The following is a 24,526-nucleotide window of genomic DNA, read 5'->3' as shown; positions in this document are numbered from 1 at the left end:
CGGTACGACCGTACGATGATGGAGGTCCCCGCTCGGCCACAAGCAGGAGCGTCGCGGGCCCGGGGGAGATCAGATGGCGTATCGAGGAGGATCACGTGTCCGACGAGCTCAACCCGGCTGTGCCCGACTCCGCTACCGCGGAGGGCCCGGAGACCGAGGCCGAGGAGCCCATCAAGCAGCGGAAGAACGGCCTGTACCCGGGCGTCTCCGACGAGCTGGCCGAGAACATGAAGTCCGGCTGGGCCGACACGGAGCTGCGTGACCTGCAGCCGGTCCCGCAGGCCGCCGAGACCGCCCGCCGCCGCGCCGCGCTCTCCGCCCGCTTCCCCGGCGAGCGCCTGGTCATCCCGTCCGGCAACCTGAAGACCCGCTCGAACGACACCGAGTACCCCTTCCGCTCCTCCGTCGAGTACGCCTACCTCACCGGCAACCAGACCGAGGACGGGGTCCTGGTCCTGGAGCCGAGGAGCGACGGCCACGAGGAGACGATCTACCTCCTGCCCCGCTCGAACCGCGAGAACGGCGAGTTCTGGCTCTCCGGGCAGGGCGAGCTGTGGGTCGGCCGCCGCCACTCCCTCGCCGAGTCCGAGGCGCTGTACGGCATCAAGGCCGCCGATGTGCGCGAGCTGGCCGACACGCTGCGCGGGGCCACCGGCCCGGTGCGGGTGGTGCGTGGCCACGACGCCGGCATCGAGGCCGCGCTGACCGACAAGGTCACCGCCGAGCGCGACGAGGAGCTGCGCGTCTTCCTCTCCGAGATGCGGCTGGTCAAGGACGAGTTCGAGATCGGCGAGCTGCAGAAGGCCGTCGACTCCACGGTCCGCGGCTTCGAGGACGTCGTGAAGGTCCTCGACAAGGCAGAGGCGACGTCCGAGCGCTACATCGAGGGCACGTTCTTCCTCCGCGCGCGTGTGGAGGGCAACGACGTCGGCTACGGCTCCATCTGCGCCGCCGGCCCGCACGCATGCACCCTGCACTGGGTCCGCAACGACGGCCCGGTCCGCTCCGGCGACCTGCTGCTGCTGGACGCGGGCGTGGAGACCCACACCCTCTACACCGCCGACGTCACGCGCACGCTGCCGGTCAACGGCACGTACACCGAGATCCAGAAGAGGATCTACGACGCCGTGTACGAGGCCCAGGAGGCCGGTATCGCGGCCGTGCAGCCGGGCGCCAAGTACCGCGACTTCCACGACGCCGCCCAGCGCGTGCTGGCCGAGAAGCTCGTCGAGTGGGGCCTGGTCGAGGGCCCGGTCGAGCGCGTCCTCGAGCTGGGCCTGCAGCGCCGCTGGACCTTGCACGGCACCGGCCACATGCTGGGCATGGACGTCCACGACTGCGCCGCCGCGCGCACCGAGACGTACGTCGACGCCACGCTGGAGCCGGGCATGGTGCTCACCGTCGAGCCGGGCCTGTACTTCCAGGCCGACGACCTGACCGTGCCGAAGGAGTACCGCGGCATCGGCGTCCGGATCGAGGACGACATCCTCGTCACCGAGGACGGCAACCGGAACCTCTCGGCGGGCCTGCCGCGCCGCTCCGACGAGGTCGAGGCCTGGATGGGGTCGCTGAAGGGCTGAGTCGGACACCGATGGCCGGGCACCCGACCGTGCCCGGCCATCCGCGTGTCCCGCACACGCGCGATGGATTCACGTACGTGGGGGGGGAGGGTGTTCGTGGAGGACTTCTGGACCGGTGTGGGTGTGGACCTGTACCTCGATTCCGACGCGGCGGACGGCCGCCGTACCGGGCTGGAGCGGGCTCTCAGGGACGCCGTCCGGGACGGGCGGCTCGCGCCCGGGACGCGGCTGCCCGCCACCCGGCGGCTCGCCGCGGACCTCGGTGTCTCCCGCGGCACGACGAAGGCGGCGTACGACCAGTTGGTGGCCGAAGGGTATCTGACGGCTCGGCAGGGATCGGGTACCCGGGTCGCGCCGCTGCCGCCCTCCCCGGACGTCGGGGCCCCGCAGGTTCACGCACACACGCGTGCCCCGCGTTTCGATCTGCGCCCCGGCAGCCCGGACGTCGGCGCGTTCCCGGCGGCGGCCTGGCTGCGCGCGCTGCGCCGGGCCATCGCGACCGCGCCCTCACTGGCGTACGACTACGGCGACCCGCGCGGCCGCGTCGAACTGCGCACGGCCCTGTCGGGCTACCTGGGCCGGGCCCGCGGAGTCATGGCACCCCCGGAGCGGATCGTCATCACCTCCGGGTACGTCCAGGGCCTCGCGCTGCTCACCCGTGTACTGGACGGCGCGGCCGTCGCGATGGAGGATCCCGGGCTGCCGTTCCACCGGGAGGTCGTGCGGCGCAATGGCGGAACGGTCCTGCCGGTGCCGGTGGACGCGCGGGGGGTGCGCCCCGAGGAGCTGGGCGAGGCCACGGCCGTGGTGGTCACCCCGGCGCACCAGTACCCGACCGGGGTGACCCTGCACCCGGAGCGGCGGCGGGCGCTCGGCGACTGGGCACGCGCGCGTGGCGGACTGATCGTCGAGGACGACTACGACGGGGAGTTCCGCTACGACCGTCAGCCGGTCGGCGCGCTCCAGGGCATGGCACCGGGCCAGGTGGTGTATCTGGGCACCGCCTCCAAGACGCTCGGCCCCGCCCTGCGCCTCGGCTGGATGGTGCTGCCGGCGCACCTGGTCGACGCGGTCGCCGATGCCAAGCTGCACAGCGACCACCACACCGAGACCATCGGTCAGCTGGCGCTCGCCGAACTGATCGACAGCCATGCCTACGACCGGCACGTGCGCGCGTGCCGGCTGCGCTACCGGCGCCGCCGGGACCAGCTGTTGGACCGGCTGGGTGCGGGCCGGAGCGTGCACGGGATCGCTGCGGGGCTGCACGCGCTGATCGACGTGCCCGACGAGGCGGAGGTGCTGGCGCGGGCGGAGGCGGAGGGGCTCGCCCTCGGTGCCCTCGGCACACACTGGCACCGCCCGGCCGAAGGCCGCCCGCAAGGCCTGGTCGTCGGCTACGGCACACCGCGGGAGCGGGTGTATCCGGAGGCGCTGGAGGTGCTGGCGAACGTGTTGGGGTGACGGGCGTTCGGTCGTCCGCCGCACACCTGCGACCGCCCCGGCCGCCGTGTCCGCTTCCGGTCCGGCCGCCCGCACTAAGCCGTCAGCAGCGAGGGATCCTTCGTCCACTTGAGGATCTTGTCGAAGCTGACCACGGTGCCGCCCCGGCCAGGCTTGGCGCCGATGTGCACGTGATCGGCGAGTTCCTTGATGAGACAGAGCCCGCGGCCGTGTTCGGCGTCGGGGCGGGCGGGGCGAATCTCCTGGGTGGGCGGGAACCCCGGTCCGGAATCGGTCACTTCGATCCGGCACTTCTCGCCGTCGAGGTACGCCGTCACCCGGTACGCCTCCGAGCAGCCACCGTGCGACGCGGTTCCACCGTGCTCGACGGCGTTCGCACAGGCCTCGGTCAACGCGACGGACAGGTCGTAGGAGATCTCGGGGTCGACGCCCGCCGTCTCCATGGTGCCCATCAGCAGCCGCCGGGCAAGCGGCACGCTCGCGGCCTCGCGGCGCAGATGGAGTGACCACCAGATGCTCATGCTCCAGCCTCCTGGCCGCGGCTCGACATACCGATACGTATTGCCGCCCGTAGGCGGCCGTAAGCGTACAGTCGACGTGACTCCGCCCATACGGCCGATGCGCCGGGGGAGGAATCGGTGTATGAGGGACGTTCTCCCGGCCCCGCCGTGCGCCGCGCATCCGCGCCCTGCCGTACGACGCCCGGCGGCCCAGTGCGATGATGAGGCCGCCATGACTGCCCCCCACCCGCACACGGCGCGTCCCGGAGCCGGGCTCCGGATCCTGCGGGCCGCGGTGTTCGCCGCGGTCTGCGTCGTGCTGGCCGCGTGCGGGCACACCCTCGCCTCCTGCGCGAGCGTGCCGCTGTGGACGCTGGGCGCGGGCTTCCTCGGGTGTCTGCTGCTCGTAGTGCCACTCGCGGGCCGGATCCGCTCGCTGCCGGGCATCGCCGCGCTCCTCGCGCTCGGCCAGACCGCACTGCACACGCTGTTCGGGCTGGGGCAGCACGGGACCGCCGTGGCATCCGGCGGCATGACCAGTGCCATGACGCGCGGCACGGCGACGGGGGCTCCGAGCGCTCGCGGCCCCTCACTGAGCGACACCGCGCTGGTCGAGCAGGCCGCGCGGCTCCTGTGCGGGGCGCACCCGGCGGCGCTCACCCCCGGGCGTGCCTTCCACGTGCTGGTCGCCGCCCGCCTCATCGACCGCTCCGGCCGGCCCGCGGGCGCCCCGGGCGGCATGCGCCACGCGTACGACGCCACCGGCTCCTCCGCCGCGCTGCTTCCCTCGCTGCCCATGCTGCTCGGTCACGTGCTCGCGGCCGTTGCCGCGGGCTGGCTGCTGCGCCGCGGCGACCTGGCGCTGCTGCGGCTGATCGAACTGTCGGCGCACGGAGTCACGGAGGGGGCGCTCGTACGGTCCCTGCGCGCGGCGCTCGCGCTGGCGTGCGCCCTGTGCGCCGGGCTTCTGCCCGCCTCCGAGCTCCTCCCGCGCGGCCGCCGTACCGCCCTGGACGCGGCACCCGGCCCGCACAGCATCACACTCCAGCACACGGTGATCCGGCGCGGCCCGCCCGCCGCCCATTTCCGTCTCGCCGCCTGACGCGACGCGCACCACTCCACCGATCCGGCGGAGAGGGCTGCCGCGGTCGCGCGGCACGCAGGCGTGCACGCCGTGCGCCCACCGAACGGCACGGCCACGCACGCGTACCTCTCTTCGTCACCCGAACGCAAGAACTCTCGGAGTGGAGTGCCCCTGCCATGCAGGCTTCTCGTATCACCCCTCGCCGCGCCGTCTCCCGGCGCGCCCTCTCCCGTGTCGCCGCAGCAGGAGCCGTCGCGGGCACGGCCGTGCTCGCCCTGTCCGTCCCCGCCTTCGCGCACGTCTCCGTGCAGCCGGAGGGCACGGCGGCCAAGGGCGGCTACACGGTCGTCGACGTCAAGGTCCCCAACGAGCGCGACACCGCCTCGACCACCGAGGTCGAGGTCGACTTCCCTGCCGACCACCCGCTCGCCTCGGTCATGCCCGAGCCCGTCGCCGGCTGGGACGTGAAGGTCACCAAGGCCAAGCTGGACAAGCCCCTGACCGTGCACGGCGAGAAGATCGATCAGGCCGTCGCCAAGGTCACCTGGACCGCCACCGACGGCAAGGGCATCCGGCCCGGCTACTTCCAGAAGTTCCCGCTCTCCCTCGGCGCACTTCCCGAGGACACCGACCAGCTGGTCTTCAAGGCGATCCAGACGTACTCCGACAAGGAGGTCGTGCGCTGGATCGAGGTGCCGCAGGCCGGCCAGGACGAGCCGGAGAACCCGGCGCCGGTGCTGCACCTGTCCGCCGCGGCCGACGACCAGGACACGGCGACCGCCCAGGACACCTCCGCCAGGACCGCGAACGCGGCCGCCGCGACCGGCTCCGACGACACCGACACCACCGCACGCCTCCTCGCCGTCGTCGGCATCGCCGTCGGCGTCGCGGGCGTCGCCTACGGCGTCCTCGCCGGCCGCCGCCGAACCGCATAAGCCGTTCCGGACCGCGCTCGGGAGCCGTACGGCGCGTGCGACGCTGTCCTGGCCATCGCACGACCCCCGGTGCGCACCGGAGAACTCACATCTGGGACATTTTTCTATGCGCAAGAAGACGTTCGCCGCGGCCGCGCTGCTCGCCGCCGCCACCCTGACCCTCTCCGCATGCGGCAGCGGGAACGACGGCAGGTCGCCGGTCTCCGTGGTCTCGGAGGAGTCCGACTCGGGCAAGGCCGCCACCGTCCTCGACCAGCCCTTCGACAAGCCGGACCTCGTCCTCACCGACACCCACGGCAAGAAGTACGACTTCCGCAAGGAGACCCAGGGCCACCCGACCCTGCTCTACTTCGGCTACACCCACTGCCCCGACGAGTGCCCGACGACGATGAGCAACATCGCCGTCGCCAAGTCCAAGCTGCCCAAGGCCGAGCAGAACGACCTCCGGGTCGTCTTCGTCACCACCGACCCCGGCCGCGACACCCCGGCCGAGCTGGGCAAGTGGCTCAAGGGCATCGACCCGCAGTTCATCGGCCTGACCGGCGACTTCGCCACCATCCAGGCCGGCGCCCGGTCCGTCGGCATCTCCGTAGAGCCGACGACGAAGGACAAGAACGGCAAGCTCGTCTCCGTCCACGGCACCCAGGTCATCGTCTTCTCCCCGAAGACGAACGGCGGTTACGTCCTCTACGGCGAGGGCGCCACCGTCGACGACTACACGAAGGACCTGCCCAAGCTCGTCAAGGGGGCGAACCCGTGAGGCGGCCTGCGAGGCGCCGTCCGGCCCTCGTGACCGCGGCCGCCGCGCTGGCCGGGGCACTGGCTCTCGCGGGCTGCTCCGGCTCCGCCTCCGGCGCCAAGGCCGATCTGTCGGTGAGCGGGCCGTACATGCCGCAGCCCGTCGCCACCGACATGGCCGCCGGCTTTCTGACGATCACCAACAAGGGCGGCACCGCGGACGAGCTGACGGGGGTGACCAGCGCCGACGCCGACCAGGTCACCATGCACAGCACCATGGGCGGCGCCATGCAGGAGAAGAGCTCCTTCGCCATACCCGCCCACGGTCAACTCGTGTTCAAAAGCGGTGGCAACCATCTGATGTTCGAGAAGCTGAAGCGCCGGCCGAAACAGGGCCAGACGGTCACCGTGAAGCTCACCTTCGCCAAATCCGGGCCCCTCACCGTCGAGATGCCGGTGAAGTCCGCCACGTACAACCCGTCGACCGGCCACTGAGGGAGGGACCGACCACCGTGACGCGGACCATCACCCCCGAAGGACAGCGGGTCAGCCTGCGCAATCTCGTGCTGCTGCTCCTCGCCGTCACCGGCGCGCTGTTCACCGCAGCCGCACCGGCCTTCGCACACGCGGCGCTGACCGGCAGCGACCCCGCGCAGGGGGTGGTGGTCAAGCAGGCACCCAGCCAGGTGGCACTCACCTTCTCCGAGAAGGTGGCGACGAACGACGACTCCCTGCGCGTCCTCGACCCCCGGGGCAAGCCGGTCCAGACCGGCGGCCCGGCCAACCTGAGCGGGACGACGTACGCCGTGAAGCTCAAGGGCGGCCTGGCCAGGGGCACCTACACGGTCACCTATCAGGTCGTCTCGGCCGACAGCCACCCCGTCTCCGGCGCCTACACCTTCTCCATCGGGGCGCCCTCGCAGACCGTGGTCTCCTCCACCGGGCCGGTCGCGGGCGGCGGAGTCGTCGGCGGGCTCTACGCCTTCGGCCGATACGCGTCGTACGCCGGCTTCATCGTGCTCGTCGGCGGAGCGGCCTTCGTGCTCGCCTGCTGGCAGCGCGGCGCGGGCGTACGGCCCTTGCAGCGGCTGGTCGTCGGCGGCTGGCTCACGCTGACCGCGGCCACCCTGTGGCTGCTCCTCCTGCGCGGCTCCTACACCACTTCAGGCAAGGTCGCAGACGTCTTCGACCTCGGTCTGCTCGGACAGGTGCTGCAGACCAAGACCGGCGCGGCCCTGGTCTCCCGGCTGCTGCTGCTCGCCGCCGCCGCGCTGTTCATCGCCGTCCTCTTCGGCGCGTACACCCGCCCGTCACCCACAACCACCCCGAACGACGGCGCTTCGCGCGGACTGCCCGATCCCGGGGAGGAGGGCCGGGAGAAGCGGGACCTGGCCTTCGGGCTCACCCTCGGCGGTGTGGTCGTCGCGGCCGGGCTCGCCACCAGCTGGGCCATGGCCGAGCATGCCTCGGTCGGGCTCCAGCCGGGCATCGCCATGCCCGTCGACGTCGTCCACCTGCTCGCCGTGGCCGCCTGGCTGGGCGGGCTCACCGCCCTGCTGGTCGCCCTGTACCGGGCGCCCGCCGAGACGCCGGTGGAGGCCGGCGCCGTCCGCCGGTTCTCGCGGGTCGCCTTCGGCTCCGTCGTCGCACTCGTCGCGACCGGCACCTACCAGTCCTGGCGGCAGCTGGGTTCCTGGTCGGCGTTCACCGACACCCGCTACGGGCAGCTGCTGCTGGTCAAGATCGGGCTGGTGGCGCTGCTGGTGGGCATCGCCGCCGTGTCACGCCGATGGACGGCCCGGCTCACCGACGACCCCGGTACGGCCGCCGACGCCGGGGAGCCCGGCACCGCGGTCACAACCGCCGGGAAACCCGAGAAGGAGCACGTCAGCGCGACCAGGGCGACCGCGGCGAAGACAGGCGGGTCCGAGGCGGCCGCCAAGGACACGGGCTCCGGCGACTCCCGGCGCGCCGCCCAGCTCGCCCGGCAGCAGGCCGCGATGGCCGCCGCCCGGCAGAAGCGGCTGCGCGACGGCGACCGGAACCGCTTCGGGCTGCGCCGCTCGGTGCTCGCCGAGGCCGGCGTCGCGGTCGTGCTGCTCGCCGTCACCACCTGGCTCACCCAGACCGAACCGGGCCGTACCGAACTGGACGCCAAGGCCGCCTCCTCCTCCGCCGCCGGCGCGGCCACAGCGTCCTCGAACGGCGCGCTGACCCTCGACATGCCCTTCGACACCGGCGGCACCAACGGCAAGGGTGTCGTCAGCGTCGACCTCGACCCCGCGCGTGTGGGCGGCAACGAGATGCACGTGTACATCCAGCGACCGGGCGGCCAGGCCTTCGACATCCCCGAGGTGAAGGTCGCCTTCACCCTGGAGGCGAAGAAGATCGGTCCGCTCCCCGTGACCCCCGAGCACATCACGACCGGCCACTGGTCGGCGAGCGGCGTGCAGATCCCCATGGCCGGTGACTGGAAGATCGCCGTGACCGTGCGGACCTCCGACATCGACCAGGTGACCGTCTCCAAGAACGCCCAGATCGGCTGAACGACACCATGCCCGACCAGTCCGTCCGTCAGACCCGTACGTCCGCCGAGGTGTCGGAGGCATCCCGTTCCACCGGCCTGTCCCGCCGCGCGCTGCTCGGCACCGCGGGCGCCACCGGGCTCGTGTTCGGCGCCGCCGGCGCTGCCGTGGGCTATGCCGTCGCGCCCACGCCGGCCACCCCGCTGACGTCCGTGGGGTCCGACCGGGCGATGTTTCACGGGAAACATCAGCCCGGCATCTCCGAGAGGCTCCAGGCGTGCGGCCATCTGGTCGCCTTCGACCTGGCGGCGGGCGCCGGCCGCACGGAGGCCGCGGCCCTGCTGCGCCGCTGGTCGGCGACGGCCGAGCGGCTGATGGCGGGCGAGCCGGCGCCGCACGACGACACGGATGTGTCCCGTGACGCCGGGCCGTCCTCGCTCACGATCACCTTCGGCCTCGGACACTCCTTCTTCGGCAGGACCGGACTGGAGAAGCAGCGGCCGGCCGCGCTGGACCCGCTGCCGGACTTCTCCTCCGACCGCCTCGACAAGACACGCAGCGACGGCGACCTGTGGGTGCAGATCGGCGCGAACGACGCCCTGGCCGCCTTCCACGCCCTGCGCGCGATCCAGAAGGACGCCGGCTCCGCGGCCCGCGTCCGCTGGCAGATGAACGGCTTCAACCGCACCCCCGGCGCCACCGCCCACCCCATGACCGCCCGCAACCTCATGGGCCAGCTCGACGGCACCCGCAATCCGAAGCCGACCGACTCCGACTTCGACCAGCGGATCTTCGTATCCGCCTCGGGTGAACCCGCCTGGATGGCGAACGGCTCCTACGCCGTCGTACGCCGCATCCGCATGCTCCTGGACGACTGGGAGAAGCTGTCGGTGCCGGCCCAGGAGGCGGTCATCGGGCGCCGGAAGTCCAGCGGGGCGCCGCTGTCCGGCGGTGACGAGACGACCCCGATGGACCTGGAGAAGACCGACGCCAAGGGCGACTACGTCGTCCCTCTCAACGCCCATGCCCGGATCACCCGGCCCGACAAGAACGGCGGCGCGGCCATGCTGCGGCGCCCCTTCTCCTACCATGACGGCTTCGACGCCGACGGCACTCCCGACGCCGGCCTGCTCTTCGTCTGCTGGCAGGCGGATCCGCTGCGGGGCTTCGTACCGGTGCAGCGCAAGCTCGACCGGGGTGACGCCCTGTCCCAATTCATCCGGCACGAGGCGAGCGGGCTGTTCGCCGTTCCGGGCGGGGCGGCGAAGGGCGAGTACGTGGGACAACGATTGCTGGAGGGCTGATCCGGGGCGCAACCGGGTTACGCCATTTGCCGGTTTTCCGGATTCAAACCACCCGGTCGAGTGGCTTTCCTGAGACGCGCACGACGGGCCCGGCCGCGGCCATTAGGGTGAGGACATGCCAGCGAGCTATGCGTATCTCGGCCCCGAGGGCACCTTCACCGAGGTGGCCCTGCGGACGCTCCCCGAAGCGGCCACTCGGGAGCTCGTCCCGTATGTGTCGGTTCAGTCCGCGCTGGACGCGGTGCGGACCGGCGAGGCCGAGGCCGCGTTCGTCCCGATCGAGAACTCCGTCGAGGGCGGCATCACCACGACGCTGGACGAGCTGGTCGCCGGCGAACCGCTGATGATCTACCGCGAGGTGCTCCTGTCGATCACCTTCGCGCTGCTGGTCCGCCCCGGCACGAAGCTGTCGGACATCAAGACCGTCTCCGCCCACCCGGCGGCCCAGTCCCAGGTACGGAACTGGCTGCGCACCCATCTCCCCGACGCCGACTGGGAGTCCGCCGCCTCGAACGCGGACGCCGCCCGGCTGGTGCAGGAGGGCCGCTACGACGCCGCCTTCGCCGGCGAGTTCGCCGCCGCACGCTACGGCCTGGAGGCCCTGGAGACCGGGATCCACGACTTCCCGGAGACCGCGCAGACCCGGTTCGTGCTGGTCGGCCGCCCGGCCCGGCCCGCCGCCCCGACCGGCGCCGACAAGACGTCGGTGGTGCTGTGGCAGCGCGACGACCACCCGGGTGGGCTGCGCGACCTGCTCGGCGAGTTCGCCTCCCGCGGGATCAACCTCATGCTGCTGCAGTCCAGGCCGACCGGCGCCGGCATCGGCAACTACTGCTTCTGCATCGACGCCGAGGGCCATATCTCCGACCGGCGGATGGCGGAGGCCCTGATGGGGCTGAAGCGCATCTGCCTCCAGGTGCGGTTCCTCGGTTCCTATCCGCGCGCGGACATCACGCCGACCGAGGCCCCGGCCACCCGGCAGGGCACGTCGGACGAGGAGTTCGTGGCGGCCGCGGACTGGGTGGCGCGCTGCCAGGACGGGCGGTTCTGAGGCGGTCGTACGCTTCTTCCAGCCAGTACTACCTGCATACCTTCGTTATCCACAGAAGTTATCCACAGGTCCGCTTCTCGACCTGGGGACAAGTCGACAACCATGCACGGCCCAGTCGACAAATCGCCCTTGAAGTCCCTGTTGCGGCCACCGTCCGGGAGATCACCCTTCGTCCAGCCGTTTCCTTTGGTTCATCTTTTGGAGCGACCTTTTTCCACCCGAAGGTGGGTGTCACCCCTGCTCGAACGGGGAATTCCTCGGTTCTGCGACAACTTCCGGAGTGATCAATTCCGCAATCCACAGACCGTCCACACACCCTGTGGATAACTTTCCGACACATGTGGATTCCTGTGGACAGCGAGGGCTGCGAAGTCTCGTTCTCCACAAGGAAATCCGGTCAACGCGGCGGCCGGGCCGTGCTCCGTCCCAGGGAGTAAGACCCTTTTCCTTGACGCGTTCCGCCACGTTCGGCAATTCACACATAACGGAACGTAAGCGACAAACAGCGACGAATCCGAGCTCCGCCGGAACTCCATGGAATAGGGATTCGTGAGCGGCGAGTCCGCACGGGTAGCCTTGGCCCCGTGATTGACCTTCGCCTGCTCCGTGAGGACCCCGACCGTGCGCGCGCGTCCCAGCGCGCCCGTGGAGAGGACGTCGCGCTCGTCGACGCTCTCCTGTCTGCCGACGAGCGGCGCAGGTCCTCCGGCGTCCGCTTCGACGAGCTGCGCGCCGAGCAGAAGCAGCTCGGCAAGCTGATCCCCAAGGCCACCGGCGACGAGAAGGCCGAGCTGCTGAAGCGGGCGAGCCAGCTCGCCGCCGACGTCAAGGCCGCCGACGCCGAGCGCGACGCGGCCGACACCGAGACCCAGGAGCTGCTGCTCCAGCTCGGCAACCTCGTCCACCCCGACGTGCCCGTCGGCGGCGAGGAGGACTTCGTCACGCTGGAGACGCACGGCACGATCCGCGACTTCGGTGCCGAGGGCTTCGAGCCCAAGGACCACCTGGAACTCGGCCAACTGCTCGGCGCGATCGACGTCGAGCGCGGCGCCAAGGTCTCCGGCTCCCGCTTCTACTTCCTCACCGGCGTCGGCGCCCTGCTGGAGCTGGCCCTGGTGAACGCGGCGATGGCCCAGGCAACGGCCGCGGGCTTCACCCCGATGCTCACCCCGGCGCTGGTCCGCCCGCAGTCCATGGCCGGCACCGGCTTCCTCGGCCAGGCGGCCCAGGACGTCTACCACCTCGACAAGGACGACCTGTACCTGGTCGGCACCTCCGAGGTCCCGCTGGCCGCCTACCACATGGACGAGATCCTCGACGCCGACAAGCTGCCGCTGCGGTACGCGGGCTTCTCGCCCTGCTTCCGCCGCGAGGCCGGCTCGCACGGCAAGGACACGCGGGGCATCTTCCGTGTGCACCAGTTCGACAAGGTCGAGATGTTCTCGTACGTCGCCCCCGAGGACTCCCGGGCCGAGCACCAGCGGCTGCTGGAGTGGGAGAAGCAGTGGCTGACCTCGCTGGAGCTGCCGTTCCGCGTCATCGACGTCGCCTCCGGTGATCTCGGCGCCTCGGCCGCCCGCAAGTTCGACTGCGAGGCGTGGATCCCGACCCAGGGCAAGTACCGCGAGCTGACCTCGACCTCGGACTGCACCGAGTTCCAGTCCCGCCGGCTGTCGATCCGCGTCCGTGACGGCAAGCAGGTCAAGCCGCTCGCCACGCTCAACGGCACACTGTGCGCCGTGCCGCGCACGATCGTGGCGATCCTGGAGAACCACCAGCAGGCCGACGGCTCCGTCCGGGTCCCCGAGGTGCTGCGCCCGTACCTGGGCGGCCGCGAGGTCCTGGAACCGGTCGCCGGGTGAGCGCCGGATTCCCGTACCGGCTCGTCGCCACCGACCTCGACGGCACGCTCCTGCGCTCCGACGAGTCGGTCTCGCGGCGCACCCGTGACGCGCTCGCCGCGGCCACCGCGGCGGGCGCGGCCCACATCGTCGTCACCGGGCGGGCGGTCCCCTGGACCCGGCACATCCTGGACGACCTCGGCTACGACGGCCTCGCCGTCTGCGGCCAGGGCGCGCAGGTGTACGACGCCGGGGCGCACCGCCTGCTGACGTCGGTGACCCTGGACCGGCAGCTGGCGGGTGTGGCGCTGGCCAAGATCGAGGCGGAGGTGGGCCCGCTGTATCTCGCGGCCGGCCGGGACGGCCTCGACGGCCAGGTGCTGGTGGGTCCGGGGTACGCGGTGACGGGCCACCTTCCGGCGACCCCGTTCACGGATGCGTCGGCCCTCTGGGCGGCTCCGCTGAACAAGATCTACATACAGCATCCGACGTTGGGTGACGACGAACTGGCAAAGGCCGCCGAGCAGGCGGCCGGGGGTTTCGTCTCGGTCGCCATGGCGGGTGAGGGCATCGTGGAACTCCTCCCGCTGGGCCTGTCCAAGGCCACGGGGCTGTCTCTCGCCGCCCGCCGTCTCGGCCTGAAGGCTGCGGACACGATCGCCTTCGGCGACATGCCCAACGACATCCCGATGTTCGCCTGGTCCGCCCGGGGCGTGGCAATGGCCAACGCCCACGAGGCGCTCCGCGCGGCGGCCGACGAGGTGACGTCCTCCAACGAGGAGGACGGGATAGCGGTGGTGCTGGAGCGGTTGCTGGGGTAGTCAGGAGTCGCGCCGCCGGGGGCGCGGTCCGTCGCCGGGTGCGGGTGAGCGGTTGGCCGACAGCGCAGTCCCCGCGCCCCTCAGGAAGTCGCAGCATGGGTGCGTTCGGAACCACCGCCGCCGGCCGGCCACGGCACCGGTGCCCAGTCCGCCGGCCCCAGCCGACAACCCGGCCAAGTCCCGTGCGAACGTCTCGCGGAGGATGCACGGATCGAACGTGCGCGGACTTTCCAGGCCCGACCACGGCTGCTTGTGATCAAACACAGTGCAGACCGGTGCCTTACCACTCGGCCAATCCTCCGGGTGGGCGGCCCACGCGAGAGCGACATCGCGTGCTCGAAGCGGCCGCCCCGGGCAGCTCCTGGAGCTCCACGGTGGGGTAACTACACCGGAGCCGGCCTCGGGCTGCCCTGTCGGGAGCTGGACGCACTGCCGTGCATGGACATCGCCCAGCTCCTCTCCCGGCAAGCGGCGCCGGGACGTTCCCGGCGGATGGGGCTCAACCACTCTGCCCCACCCGCCGAGTCGGGCGCCACCGAATAAACGCGCGCCCTGCCGCAAGGACCGTGCCGCTACCGCCGACGCCATCTGCGCCTGCGCGCCTTGCTGAAGAACCACCCCGCCGGCGGCTCGTCGCAGCGCCACGGCTGCGGCTGCGGATCCTCCGCCCGCCAGCGTGCGGCGAGCATCCGTGCTCTGGCGGACGGCTCGGAGGTCTCGGCGGCGTGCACGAAGGACTCGTCCAGGACCAGTTCGTCCCAGACGTCGCCCTCGGGCTGCCCGTGCCCGTCGTCCCGCGGCCTGCCCTCTGCCATGACCGGCCTCCTAGCCGTACATCCGCTGTGCCCAGTCTGACCGGGTCCGGGTGAAGTCCCCGTCAAGGCCGTCGGAGGCGGAGCCGTCGGCTCCTGGCAGGGACCCCGGCCCCTCTACTACTCCTCGCCCGCCAGCTTCAGCGTCCGCAGTTTCTGCCCGGCGTACCAGGTGGCCAGCACGGTCACCACCACCAGCAGCACGGTGGCCGTCGGCAGGCTCACGTCCGAGGTCACCAGGTCACCGCCGGCGACCTTGTGGGCGACGGCCAGCGACCACTGCTGGACGCTGAGCGTGCGCGCACCCGGCACCAGCGAGCCGAACAGCGCCTCCCAGACCAGCGCGTACACCAGACCGAAGACGACCGCGTGCCGGGAGACCGTGCCGAGCAGCAGGAACAGCGCCGAGTAGGCGATGGAGGAGACCAGCGCGGCGACCGTGTAGGCGACGGCGACCTGTTGGCCGTTGCCGTTGAGGATCAGACCGGCGATCAGGGTCGGCACCGCCGAGAAGACCATGGTCACGGCGATGGCGACGATCAGCTTGGTGAAGATGATCGCGGGCCGCTTCAGCGGCTTGGACAGCAGGTAGACGACGGAGCCGTCGTCGATCTCCGGACCGATCGCGCCGGTGCCCGCGATGACGCCGATGATCGGCACCATGGTGGCGATCGCGAAGCCGCTCAGGACGTCGGAGGCGGTCTGGTCGTCGGCTCCGGTCAGGCCGCGCACGGCCACGGAGATCACGATCAGCAGCAACGGCAGCGCGCCGAGGATGAGGGCCCGGCGACGGCCGAGCAGGGCCCGGTAGGTGAGCCGGGCGACGGTGGGGTCGTACATCTTCGGCCTCCTACGCCGCGACCAGATACGAGAAGACGGACTCCAGGGACTCGTCGGACGGCGAGACCGTGAGCAGCCGGATGCCGTGGTCCCGGGCGACCCTGGGCAGCAGGGCGGTGAAGCGGCCGAAGTCGACGGCCTGGACGCGCAGCGCGCCCTCGGTCATGTCGACCTCGATGCCGGCCGTCGAGGGGTCGGCGATCAGCGCGGCCGCGAGGGCGCGGTCGTCGCTGGAGCGGACCAGGTAGCGGTGCGGCCGGTCGGTCATCAGCCGGCGGATCCTGCGGAAGTCACCGCTGGCCGCGTGCCTGCCCGCGACGACGACCTCGATGTGCCGGGCGAGCTGTTCGACCTCTTCGAGGATGTGCGAGGAGAACAGCACGGTGCGGCCCTCGTCGCCCATCTTCCGCAGCAGCTCCATCAGTTGCATGCGCTGGCGCGGGTCCATGCCGTTGAACGGCTCGTCCAGCAGGAGCAGCGAGGGGTCGTGGACCAGCGCGCTCGCCATCTTCACGCGCTGCCGCATGCCCTTGGAGTACGTGGAGATCTTCCGGTCCTGGGCGTACTCCATCTCGACCGTGGCGAGGGCCTTTTGGGCGGCCTTGGCGCCGAGGCCGTGCATCTCGGCGTTGGCGACGACGAACTCGCGGCCGGTCAGGAAGTCGTACATCGCCTCGCGCTCGGGGACGATGCCGATGTGCTTGTAGATCTGCTCGTTGCGCCACACCGGCTGTCCGTCGAGGGTGACCGTGCCGGTGGAGGGGGCGAGGAAGCCGCCCATCATGTTGATCAGGGTGGACTTTCCGGCGCCGTTGGGGCCGAGCAGGCCGGTGACGCCGGGGCCGATGGTCATGGTGATGTCGTTGACGGCGACCACGTTGCCGAACCAGCGGGAGACGTGGTCGATGCTGAGGGTCGTCACAGTCCCACCTTCTTGTAGCGGCGCAGCAGCAGGCCGTAGCTGCCGGCGATCAGGGCGAGCACGACGAGGACGTAGACCACGCCCTGCCCGGACGAGGGGCCGACCGCCCCCGGGTTGCGGGCGGTCGCGCCGAGGAAGGCCGACTGGACGCCGTCGATGAGCGTGACGGGCGAGAACAGGCCGATCCAGGGGATGGCGGAGGAGTGGTTCTGCACATGGGCGATGGCCTGGAGCGTGCTGACCGCTCCGTAGGAGATGATCAACACGGCGATCACGGCGGCGATGCCGAAGCCACGGCGCGGGGTGACGGCCGCGATGACCAGGCCGATGCCGGCGAAGAGCAGGGAGAGCAGGGCCACGGAGACCAGTCCCTCGGCGAATTCCTTCGTCTGGTGGGCGAAGCCCAGCTTGGACAGCAGCGCGCCCACGTACATCACGACCAGGGGTGCGGCGGTCAGGATGAAGACGGCCGAGGCGAGCGCGGCGAACTTCGCGCGTACGTAGTCGGCGGTCTCGATGGGCCGCGAGAAGTACAGCGGCACGGTCTTGAAGCGCAGGTCGCGGGAGACGGCCTGGGGTGCCTGCGAGGCGACGTACAGGCTGATCACGGCCTGCAGCATGATCGCGTAGCGGGTGTAGGCCACCGGCAGTTCGTGTGCCTTGGTGAAGACGGCGACGGCCACCATGATGGCCGCGGGCACGCACATCACGGCGAACAGCAGCATCGGCAGCACCTTGGACTTGGCCGAGCGGCCGAGTCCGTAGGCGCCGCGCAGGGACTGCGCGTACAGGGAGCGGCGCGCGTAGGCACGGCCGAGGCGCGGGCCGTCGTAGCCGCGGTAGCCGATGTCGTGGATGCGGGTCTGGTCGCCCGCGGGCGTGGTCAGGGGCTGCAAGGGGTGCTCAACCGCCATGGCGGACGGCCTCCTTCCGCTGCTCGTCGGTGTCGTGTTCGGCGCCGCTGGTGAACACCTCGGAGATGTGGTGCCGACGCTGTTCCATGCGCACCAGGCCGAGACCGAGGTCGGCGACGACGTCCCGGACCAGGTCGTACGTCTCCTCGCCCTGGGCGGTCAGCAGCAGGATGTGCCCGGCGCCGGGCAGGCCGTGACCCTCGGACTCGGTGTCCACCCCGCGCGCGTGGAGCGCGTCGCGGACCGCGCGGGTGCCGTCGGGGTGGGCGTCGCTGTCGGTGACCTCGATCGCCAGGGTGGTCGTGGTCTGGGTGAAGTCGGTGGTGGAGCTGGAGCGCAGGAGCTTGCCGCCGTCGATGACGACGACGTGGTCGCAGGTCCGCTCCAGCTCGCCGAGGAGGTGGGAGGTGACCAGGACCGAGATGCCGAACTCGGTGTGGATACGGCGGATCAGGCCGAGCATCTCGTCCCGGCCGACCGGGTCGAGACCGTTGGTCGGCTCGTCCAGGAACACCAGCTTCGGGTCGTGCACCAGCGCCTGGGCGAGCTTCACCCGTTGTTTCATGCCGGTCGAGTAGCCGCCGATGGGTCGGTAGCGCTCCTCGTACAGCCCGACGTGGCGCAGGGTGTCCGCGGTGCGCTCGCGGGCGGCGGTGGGCGGCAGGCCGGACATGCGCGCCATGTGGACGACGAACTCGGTGGCCGAGACGTCGGGCGGCAGGCAGTCGTGCTCCGGCATGTAGCCGACGCGCTCGCGGATGGCGCCGCCCTTGGTGGCGACGTCGAGGCCGAGCACCTCGGCGCGGCCCTCCGTGGCGGGGGACAGACCCAGCAGAATCTTGATCAGGGTCGACTTGCCGGCGCCGTTGGCTCCGACGAGTCCGGTCACACCGGGCCCGATGTCCACGGACAGCCGGTCGAGCGCGGTCACCCGGGGGAACCGCTTGCTCAGGCTTTCGGTCGCGATCACAGTCACGCCCACGACGTTAGTGACCCGGGCCACGCCGGTCGTCAGACCTCAGAGCCGTCTTTGCGTCAGACCCAGGTATTACGGGGGCCCTAGGGGATGCCGCATCCAGGGAGTCACCCGGGTCAGCCCTGGTTTTCCCCAGCCTGTCACCCCTGCTATTGACGCCACCTCTAACAACTGTCACATTCACCAGTGTCAAGTTACGGATGAGTAGGCAGTCGGCAGACGCGTCGGCGCATCGGCGTGCGGAGTCGATGCCACGATCGGGGCGGGGCGGCATGACGACGACAGTGAACAGCGAACTCCCCGTGCGGTTACGAGGGTTCAGGCGGGTGCAGCGCCTCGCCTACGAGTGCGCGGAGGCGGTCGCCGCACGGCTGGAGGCGGGTGTGACCGAACGCGAGGCGGCGCGGATGCAGCGGGAGTGGCTGCGCGAGCGCGGGGTACGGGACTGGTTCCACCTGCCCTTCGCCTGGTTCGGCGACCGCACGGCGTTCGTGAACTTCCGCATCCCCCTGCAGTTCTTCCCCACCGACCGTGCCCTGGAGCCCGGGATGCCGTTCATCCTGGACATGGCGCCGGTGTACGAGGGATACGCGGCCGACATCGGCTACTCCGGCTCGCTCGGCGTCAACCCGGTGCAGGACCGGCTGATGGCCGACCTGGAGGCCCACCGCGAGCTGATCCTGCGCGAGGTGCGCGAGCGACGCCCGCTGCGCGAGATCTACGAGGACGTGGACCGCCTCATGGTCCGCCAGGGCTACGCCAACCGGCACCGCGCGTACCCCTTCGGTGTGATCGCCCACAAGGTGGACCGCGTGCAGCAGCACCGTTTCTCCCCTCACCTGTTCGGGTTCGGTACGCAGGCCCTGAAGGGCCTGGCCGCCGACGCGCTGCACGGCCACCGAGAGGGCTGGTCGCCGCTGTGGTCGCCGTACCGCTTCTCCGACCATCCGCCGCAGTCGGGCCTGTGGGCGGTCGAACCACACCTCGGCTTCCGGGGTACGGGCGCGAAGTTCGAGGAGATCCTCGTGGTCACGGACTCCGAGGACCCCGAGCAGAGCGCTTTCTGGCTGGACGACGATCTGCCGCACGTGCGGCGCTGGGCGGAGGAGAAGTGACGCTGAAAGGTGCGCGGGAACGCCGGGTGGCGACCGGCGGGGTCGAGCTGTGCGTGGCCGAGCTGGGCGATCCGGAGCAGCCCACGGTGGTGCTGGTGCACGGTTACCCGGACAGCAAGGAGGTCTGGTCCGAGGTCGCCGTCCGCCTCGCCGACCGCTTCCACGTCGTCCTGTACGACGTCCGGGGACACGGCCGTTCGACGGCGCCCAAGCCGCTGCGCGGCGGGTTCACCCTGCCGAAGCTCACCGACGACTTCCTGGCCGTGGCCGACGCGGTCAGCCCGGACCGCCCGGTCCATCTCGTCGGCCACGACTGGGGCTCGGTGCAGTCCTGGGAATTCGTCACGGTGAGCCGCACCGAGGGCCGTATCGCCTCCTTCACCTCGATCTCCGGTCCGTCCCTCGATCACTTCGGGCACTGGATCAACGCGCGCATGAAGCGTCCGACGCCCCGCCGGGTGCGGCAGCTCCTCGGCCAGGGAGCCAAGTCGTGGTACGTGTACCTGCTGCACACCCCCGTCCTGCCGGAGCTGGCCTGGCGCGGCCCGCTCGGCCGGCGCTGGCCGAAGATCCTCCAGCGCGTGGAGAAGGTCCCCGGCGGCGACTACCCGACCGCCTCCCTGCCCTCCGACGCGGCGCACGGCGCCTGGCTGTACCGGGACAACGTCCGTGCCCGACTGCTCCACCCGCGCACCGACGCGTACGCGCACGCGCCCGTGCAGCTCATCACGCCCGAGGGGGACGCGTTCCTCTCGGAGCGGCTGTACGACGATCTCGAGCAGTGGGTGCCGCGGCTGACCCGCCGTACGCTCCCGGCCAAGCACTGGGTGCCGCGCAGCCGCCCCGACCAGCTCGCTTCGTGGATCGCAGAGTTCGTCATGTCCGTGGACGGCGGTCGCACCGCGCTCAAGGCCACCGGCCGCCATGCCGACCGGTTCGGCGGCCAGTTGGTCCTGGTCACCGGGGCCGGCAGCGGCATCGGCCGGGCCACGGCGTTCGCGTTCGCGGAGGCCGGCGCGCGCGTGGTGGCCGTCGACCGCGACGCCGAGTCCGCCGCCCGAACCGCCCAGTTGTCCCGGCTGATCGGCGCGTCCGAGGCGTGGGCGGAGACGGCCGATGTCTCCGACGAGCAGGCGATGGAGAAACTCGCGGAGAAAGTGCACCGCGAACTCGGCGTCCTAGACGTGCTGGTGAACAACGCGGGCATCGGCCTGTCGGGCTCTTTCTTCGCCACCTCCTCCGAGGACTGGCGCAAGGTCCTGGACGTCAATCTCTGGGGTGTGATCCACGGCTGCCGGTTCTTCGGTGGACGGATGGTCGAGCGGGGCCAAGGCGGCCACATCGTCAACATCGCCTCGGCGGGGGCTTTTCAGCCCTCCCGTGTCCTGCCCGCCTACAGCACATCCAAGGCCGCGGTACTGATGCTCTCCGAGTGCCTGCGCGCCGAACTCGCCGGTCAGGGCATCGGGGTGAGTGCGATCTGCCCCGGAATCGTCAACACCGGCATCACATCCACGGCACGGTTCACCGGAGTTGACGAGGCGGAGGAGTGCCGACGCCGGAGGAGCTCGGCCCGTCTGTACGGCTTGCGCAACTATCCGCCGGAGAAGGTGGCCGAGGCGATCCTGGACGCCGTGGCACGCAACAGGGCGGTGGTGCCGGTGACTCCGGAGGCGAAGGGCGCGCATGTGCTGTCTCGGCTGCTGCCGGGAGCGCTTCGGAGACTGGCGCGTGTGGAGCCGAAGTTGTGAGCCCGAGCCGACGATCGTGACCTGAGACGGGTGAAGTTGGGCGGGGTGGTCGCGCCGATCATCGAACGTACGGCGAAAATCGATGTGTTGGGACACCTCGCCCGAGCTTGCCTGATCCACAAGGAAGTTCGCCAACCACCTTGATTCATGAGTCCGTTGTCCACAGGTCACCCAACTCGCTTGTGGACAACTTCAGTTGTCTGTGGACCAAACCTCCCGACGAAAAAGATCTGCGTGATCCGTGTCTCTCCCGCACGCTGGACGCATGAACGAAAGACGAGACGGACGACACGTCGACGACAGACGTACGGTGAAGGTCTCGAAGTATCTCTCCAAACACCTGCGCCACCAGCCGGAACGCATCGGGCTCACCCTCGACCCCGGCGGCTGGGTGGAGATCGACACGCTGATCGCCGCGGCCGCCGCACATGGCTTCCCCTTCACCCGCCAGGAACTGGACCATGTGGTGGCCGCCAACGACAAACAGCGCTTCGCGGTCGAGGGGACCCGCATCCGCGCCAGCCAGGGCCACAGCATCGAGGTCGACCTCGGCCTGCCCGCGGCGACCCCGCCGCCGTACCTGTACCACGGGACCGTCGCCCCCAATCTCGACGCGATCCGAGCGGACGGGCTGAGGCCCATGAACCGGCACGACGTCCATCTCTCCGCCGACCGCGAGACCGCCACCCGGGTCGGTGCGCGCCGCGGCCGCCCCGTGGTGCTCACCGTCGATGCCGGCGCCATGCACCGTGACGGCCACGTCTTCCACGTCAGCACCAACGGGGTCTGGCTGACCAAGGCGGTACCACCGCGCTACCTGCGCTTTCCCGGCCCGCACTCAGCCGCCGGCCTCGTGCCCCGCCCCCGCCGGCCCGGTACACCCCCCTCCGTCATGATCGGTGGTATGGATCACTCGCCCGAGCCTGCCGACCACCGATGCCGCGGTCACCGCGCTGCGCGCCCTCGCCGCCCGCCACGCGCGCGAGATCGAGGTGGCCCACGACATCGGCGCCGACCAGACCTCCTGGCGCAGCGCCGCCGGCATCGGCGTGACCATGGACCCCGACGGCTCCCTGCCGCACGAGGCGTACGTCGAATTCGGCGGCGTGCCGAGGGTGAGCGTGCGGCTCTACCCGGAGGACGACGCGCTGATCACCGTCGAGGGCGTCGAGTGCCCCGACATTCCACGCGACGACGTGCCCGCCTTCGTCCGCTCCGTCTTCGAGGGCCCCGCCCACGTCGGGGCGCGCCGCTTCCCGCCCGGCTACCGTCTGGTGGTGCCGCTGCCCGGCGACCGCGCGCACACGGAGTACGTGCCGACGATCCTGCTCACTCCGTGGCTGAGCCGCGGCGTACGGTGACCCTTTGGTCCGCTGTCAGGGGATCCCCTTACTCTCGGATCCATGAGTCTGCGTCTGAGCACCGTGATCCTGCCGTACCGCCGCTGGAGCGAGGGCGGCCGGTCGGCCTGGGTGCGGGCCGAACAGTTGGGCTTCCACGCGGCGTACACCTATGACCACCTGTCCTGGCGCAGCTTCCGCGACGGCCCGTGGTTCGGCGCCGTACCGACGCTGACCGCCGCCGCTGCCGCCACGGAACGGCTGCGTCTCGGCACGCTGGTGACCTCGCCGAACTTCCGGCACCCGGTGACCCTCGCCAAGGAGCTGATCTCCCTCGACGACATCTCCGGCGGCCGGATCACCCTCGGCATCGGCGCGGGCGGCACCGGCTTCGACGCGACGGCGCTGGGCCAGGAGCCGTGGAGCCCACGCGAGCGTGCCGACCGGCTCGCCGAGTTCGTGCCGCTGCTGGACCGGCTGCTCCGCGAGGACGCGGTGACGCACGAGGGCCGGTTCTACTCGGCGCACGAGGCGCGGAACATCCCGGGCTGTGTGCAGCGTCCCCGGCTGCCGTTCGCGGTGGCGGCGACCGGCCCCCGCGGCCTTGGGCTCGCCGCGCGGCACGGCCAGGCATGGGTGACCACGGGCGACCCGAAGCTGTTCGAGCACGGCACACCGGAGCAGTCCGTCGAGGCCCTGCGCGGGCAGGTCGCCAAGCTGTCCGAGGCCTGTGCGGACGCCGGGCGGGACATGGCGGACCTGGACAAGATCCTGCTCACGGGCTTCACACCGGACCGCTCCCGGCCGCTTCAGTCCCTGGACGCCTTCGTGGACTTCGCCGGCCGGCATCGGGAGCTGGGCTTCACCGAGATCGTGGTCCACTGGCCCATCCCGGACTCCGACTTCGCCGCGGACCAGAAGGTCTTCGAGCAGATCGCCATGGAGGCCGTCTCCCAGCTGGACTGACCGGACCGCGGCGAGGCGGGCCGCCCGGTGGCGCCGCCGAGTGCTGGTCGCGCCGGTCCGCGGTGCCGGGCAGGCGGCCGCCGGTGGGCATGCCGGGCGTCATCTGTGTCTCATCTGTGCGCAGTTCCGCACGAGCGAGCTGGCATATGCATGAGAATGGCCGGGTGACCTCAGCGACCAGACAGCCCGGGACCCCGTCCGCCGCCGTACGGCCGCGGCTGATCGCCACCGACCTCGACGGCACGCTGCTGCGCGACGACAAGTCGGTCTCCCCGCGCACGGTCGCCGCATTGGCCGCCGCCGAGGAGGCGGGCATCGAGGTCTTCTTCGTCACCGGCCGCCCGGCCCGCTGGATGAACGTCGTCAGCGACCACGTCCACGGCCATGGCCTGGCGATCTGCGGCAACGGAGCCGCCGTGGTCGACCTGCACGGCGGCTCCGGCGCCCACCGCTTCGTCAAGGTGCGCGAGCTGGCCCGCGAGAACGCCCTGCACGCCGTACGGCTGCTGCGTGAGGCGGCGCCCGGCACGGTGTTCGCGGTGGAGCAGACGTACGGCTTCCACCAGGAACCGGACTATCCCAAGCTGCACATGGAGATACCGGACAACCTCCTGCCCGCGGAGCGGCTCCTCGCCCCCGACGGCCCCGAAGCCCACCAGCCCGTCCTCAAGATCCTCGCCTATCACCACACCCTCGACCCGGACGCCTTCCTCGCCCTCGCCCGGATCGCGATCGGCGGCCATGCCAACGTCACCCGCTCCAGCCCCAGCGCCCTGCTGGAACTGAGCGGGCCCGACGTCTCCAAGGCCAGCACCCTCGCCCTGTGCTGTGCCGAGCGCGGCATCTCGCACGAGGAGGTCGTGGCCTTCGGCGACATGCCCAACGACCTGGAGATGCTGACCTGGGCCGGCCAGTCGTACGCAATGGGCAACGCCCACCCGGACGTCCTCGCCGCCGCGTCGGGCCGTACCGTCGCCAACAACGAGGACGGGGTCGCGGTCGTGATCGAGCAACTGCTCGCGGACCGGTTCTGAGGCACCGTCCCGTCCG

The 24,526-nt window shown here is 71.1% G+C and carries 22 protein-coding genes, 1 tRNA gene and 1 pseudogene; 17 read left to right on the top strand and 7 right to left on the bottom strand.

The window, feature by feature from the left end; translation table 11 throughout:
• Positions 1–95: 95 nt before the first annotated feature.
• Entirely contained in the window at positions 96–1,580 is a 1,485-nt protein-coding gene (locus tag AC5WRT_RS06725) for an aminopeptidase P family protein (protein ID WP_496092125.1), read from the top strand.
• 96 nt (positions 1,581–1,676) lie between these two features.
• Complete coding sequence (gene pdxR / locus AC5WRT_RS06720) at positions 1,677–3,041, top strand: MocR-like pyridoxine biosynthesis transcription factor PdxR (RefSeq protein WP_496100009.1); 1,365 nt, start codon at positions 1,677–1,679, stop codon at positions 3,039–3,041.
• Between the two features lie 74 nt (positions 3,042–3,115).
• Here pdxR and AC5WRT_RS06715 read toward each other — a convergent pair whose 3' ends face one another.
• Positions 3,116–3,562 carry an ATP-binding protein gene (locus AC5WRT_RS06715; RefSeq protein WP_496092127.1) on the bottom strand — a complete coding sequence of 149 codons (447 nt, stop codon included), beginning with the start codon at positions 3,560–3,562 and terminating at the stop codon, positions 3,116–3,118.
• 211 nt (positions 3,563–3,773) lie between these two features.
• Here AC5WRT_RS06715 and AC5WRT_RS06710 point away from each other — a divergent pair, with 211 nt between their 5' ends.
• The 9 genes from AC5WRT_RS06710 to AC5WRT_RS06670 all read left to right on the top strand — a co-directional run bounded on the left by AC5WRT_RS06710 (position 3,774) and on the right by AC5WRT_RS06670 (position 13,840).
• On the top strand, positions 3,774–4,643 hold the full coding sequence (locus AC5WRT_RS06710; RefSeq protein WP_496092128.1) for a hypothetical protein: 870 nt from the start codon (positions 3,774–3,776) through the stop codon (positions 4,641–4,643).
• Between the two features lie 158 nt (positions 4,644–4,801).
• Positions 4,802–5,560: a YcnI family copper-binding membrane protein gene (locus AC5WRT_RS06705; protein ID WP_496092129.1), complete on the top strand. Its 759-nt coding sequence runs from the start codon at positions 4,802–4,804 to the stop codon at positions 5,558–5,560.
• A gap of 106 nt (positions 5,561–5,666) precedes the next feature.
• Positions 5,667–6,320 (top strand): SCO family protein, encoded by a 654-nt coding sequence (locus AC5WRT_RS06700; protein WP_496092130.1) that lies wholly within the window; start codon positions 5,667–5,669, stop codon positions 6,318–6,320.
• A complete protein-coding gene (locus AC5WRT_RS06695) occupies positions 6,317–6,793 on the top strand; it encodes a copper chaperone PCu(A)C (protein WP_496092131.1) in 477 nt (158 codons plus the stop codon). The genes AC5WRT_RS06700 and AC5WRT_RS06695 overlap by 4 nt, the downstream gene beginning before the upstream one ends.
• Before the next feature lie 17 nt (positions 6,794–6,810).
• Positions 6,811–8,844 carry a copper resistance CopC/CopD family protein gene (locus tag AC5WRT_RS06690; protein WP_496092132.1) on the top strand — a complete coding sequence of 678 codons (2,034 nt, stop codon included), beginning with the start codon at positions 6,811–6,813 and terminating at the stop codon, positions 8,842–8,844.
• A gap of 8 nt (positions 8,845–8,852) precedes the next feature.
• Positions 8,853–10,127, top strand: coding sequence for an iron uptake transporter deferrochelatase/peroxidase subunit (efeB, locus tag AC5WRT_RS06685; RefSeq protein ID WP_496092133.1), 1,275 nt, complete (start codon positions 8,853–8,855; stop codon positions 10,125–10,127).
• A 115-nt stretch (positions 10,128–10,242) separates the two neighbouring features.
• The gene (pheA, locus tag AC5WRT_RS06680) at positions 10,243–11,178 is read left to right on the top strand and encodes a prephenate dehydratase (RefSeq protein ID WP_496092134.1); all 936 of its coding nucleotides are present in this window, start codon (positions 10,243–10,245) and stop codon (positions 11,176–11,178) included.
• A gap of 584 nt (positions 11,179–11,762) precedes the next feature.
• Positions 11,763–13,040 carry a serine--tRNA ligase gene (gene serS / locus AC5WRT_RS06675; RefSeq protein ID WP_496092135.1) on the top strand — a complete coding sequence of 426 codons (1,278 nt, stop codon included), beginning with the start codon at positions 11,763–11,765 and terminating at the stop codon, positions 13,038–13,040.
• Positions 13,037–13,840, top strand: coding sequence for an HAD family hydrolase (locus AC5WRT_RS06670; protein WP_496092136.1), 804 nt, complete (start codon positions 13,037–13,039; stop codon positions 13,838–13,840). The genes serS and AC5WRT_RS06670 overlap by 4 nt, the downstream gene beginning before the upstream one ends.
• A gap of 196 nt (positions 13,841–14,036) precedes the next feature.
• On the opposite strand, the gene AC5WRT_RS06665 is transcribed toward AC5WRT_RS06670, so the two are convergent.
• From AC5WRT_RS06665 to AC5WRT_RS06640, 6 genes are all read right to left on the bottom strand, one after another.
• Positions 14,037–14,141: transfer RNA gene (locus AC5WRT_RS06665), tRNA-OTHER, on the bottom strand.
• A gap of 271 nt (positions 14,142–14,412) precedes the next feature.
• Positions 14,413–14,655, bottom strand: a complete 243-nt coding sequence (locus AC5WRT_RS06660) for an SGM_3592 family protein (RefSeq protein ID WP_496092137.1) — start codon at positions 14,653–14,655, stop codon at positions 14,413–14,415.
• Positions 14,656–14,772: 117 nt separating this feature from the next.
• Positions 14,773–15,492: an ABC transporter permease gene (locus AC5WRT_RS06655; RefSeq protein WP_496092138.1), complete on the bottom strand. Its 720-nt coding sequence runs from the start codon at positions 15,490–15,492 to the stop codon at positions 14,773–14,775.
• A gap of 10 nt (positions 15,493–15,502) precedes the next feature.
• Positions 15,503–16,414 (bottom strand): ABC transporter ATP-binding protein, encoded by a 912-nt coding sequence (locus AC5WRT_RS06650; protein WP_496092139.1) that lies wholly within the window; start codon positions 16,412–16,414, stop codon positions 15,503–15,505.
• Positions 16,411–17,328, bottom strand: a complete 918-nt coding sequence (locus tag AC5WRT_RS06645; RefSeq protein WP_496092140.1) for an ABC transporter permease subunit — start codon at positions 17,326–17,328, stop codon at positions 16,411–16,413. Before AC5WRT_RS06645 ends, AC5WRT_RS06650 begins: the two co-directional genes overlap by 4 nt.
• Positions 17,318–18,298: an ABC transporter ATP-binding protein gene (locus AC5WRT_RS06640; protein ID WP_496092330.1), complete on the bottom strand. Its 981-nt coding sequence runs from the start codon at positions 18,296–18,298 to the stop codon at positions 17,318–17,320. Before AC5WRT_RS06640 ends, AC5WRT_RS06645 begins: the two co-directional genes overlap by 11 nt.
• A gap of 278 nt (positions 18,299–18,576) precedes the next feature.
• Here AC5WRT_RS06640 and AC5WRT_RS06635 point away from each other — a divergent pair, with 278 nt between their 5' ends.
• The 6 genes and pseudogenes from AC5WRT_RS06635 to AC5WRT_RS06610 all read left to right on the top strand — a co-directional run bounded on the left by AC5WRT_RS06635 (position 18,577) and on the right by AC5WRT_RS06610 (position 24,510).
• Positions 18,577–19,419: a M24 family metallopeptidase gene (locus AC5WRT_RS06635; RefSeq protein ID WP_496092141.1), complete on the top strand. Its 843-nt coding sequence runs from the start codon at positions 18,577–18,579 to the stop codon at positions 19,417–19,419.
• The gene (locus AC5WRT_RS06630; RefSeq protein WP_496100008.1) at positions 19,416–21,170 is read left to right on the top strand and encodes an SDR family oxidoreductase; all 1,755 of its coding nucleotides are present in this window, start codon (positions 19,416–19,418) and stop codon (positions 21,168–21,170) included. Before AC5WRT_RS06635 ends, AC5WRT_RS06630 begins: the two co-directional genes overlap by 4 nt.
• Positions 21,171–21,435: 265 nt before the next feature.
• Positions 21,436–22,008: pseudogene (locus AC5WRT_RS06625) on the top strand (RNA 2'-phosphotransferase); the annotation flags it as partial.
• 61 nt (positions 22,009–22,069) lie between these two features.
• Positions 22,070–22,531, top strand: coding sequence for a hypothetical protein (locus AC5WRT_RS06620; RefSeq protein ID WP_496092144.1), 462 nt, complete (start codon positions 22,070–22,072; stop codon positions 22,529–22,531).
• A gap of 42 nt (positions 22,532–22,573) precedes the next feature.
• Positions 22,574–23,476: an LLM class flavin-dependent oxidoreductase gene (locus tag AC5WRT_RS06615; protein ID WP_496092145.1), complete on the top strand. Its 903-nt coding sequence runs from the start codon at positions 22,574–22,576 to the stop codon at positions 23,474–23,476.
• A 164-nt stretch (positions 23,477–23,640) separates the two neighbouring features.
• Positions 23,641–24,510, top strand: coding sequence for an HAD-IIB family hydrolase (locus tag AC5WRT_RS06610; RefSeq protein ID WP_496092146.1), 870 nt, complete (start codon positions 23,641–23,643; stop codon positions 24,508–24,510).
• Positions 24,511–24,526: the final 16 nt, after the last annotated feature.

It is taken from the genome of Streptomyces sp. NTD91, assembly GCF_059510455.1.
The sequence above is the reverse complement of the archived record's forward strand: the minus strand, read 5'-3'. Positions and strand labels throughout refer to the sequence as shown.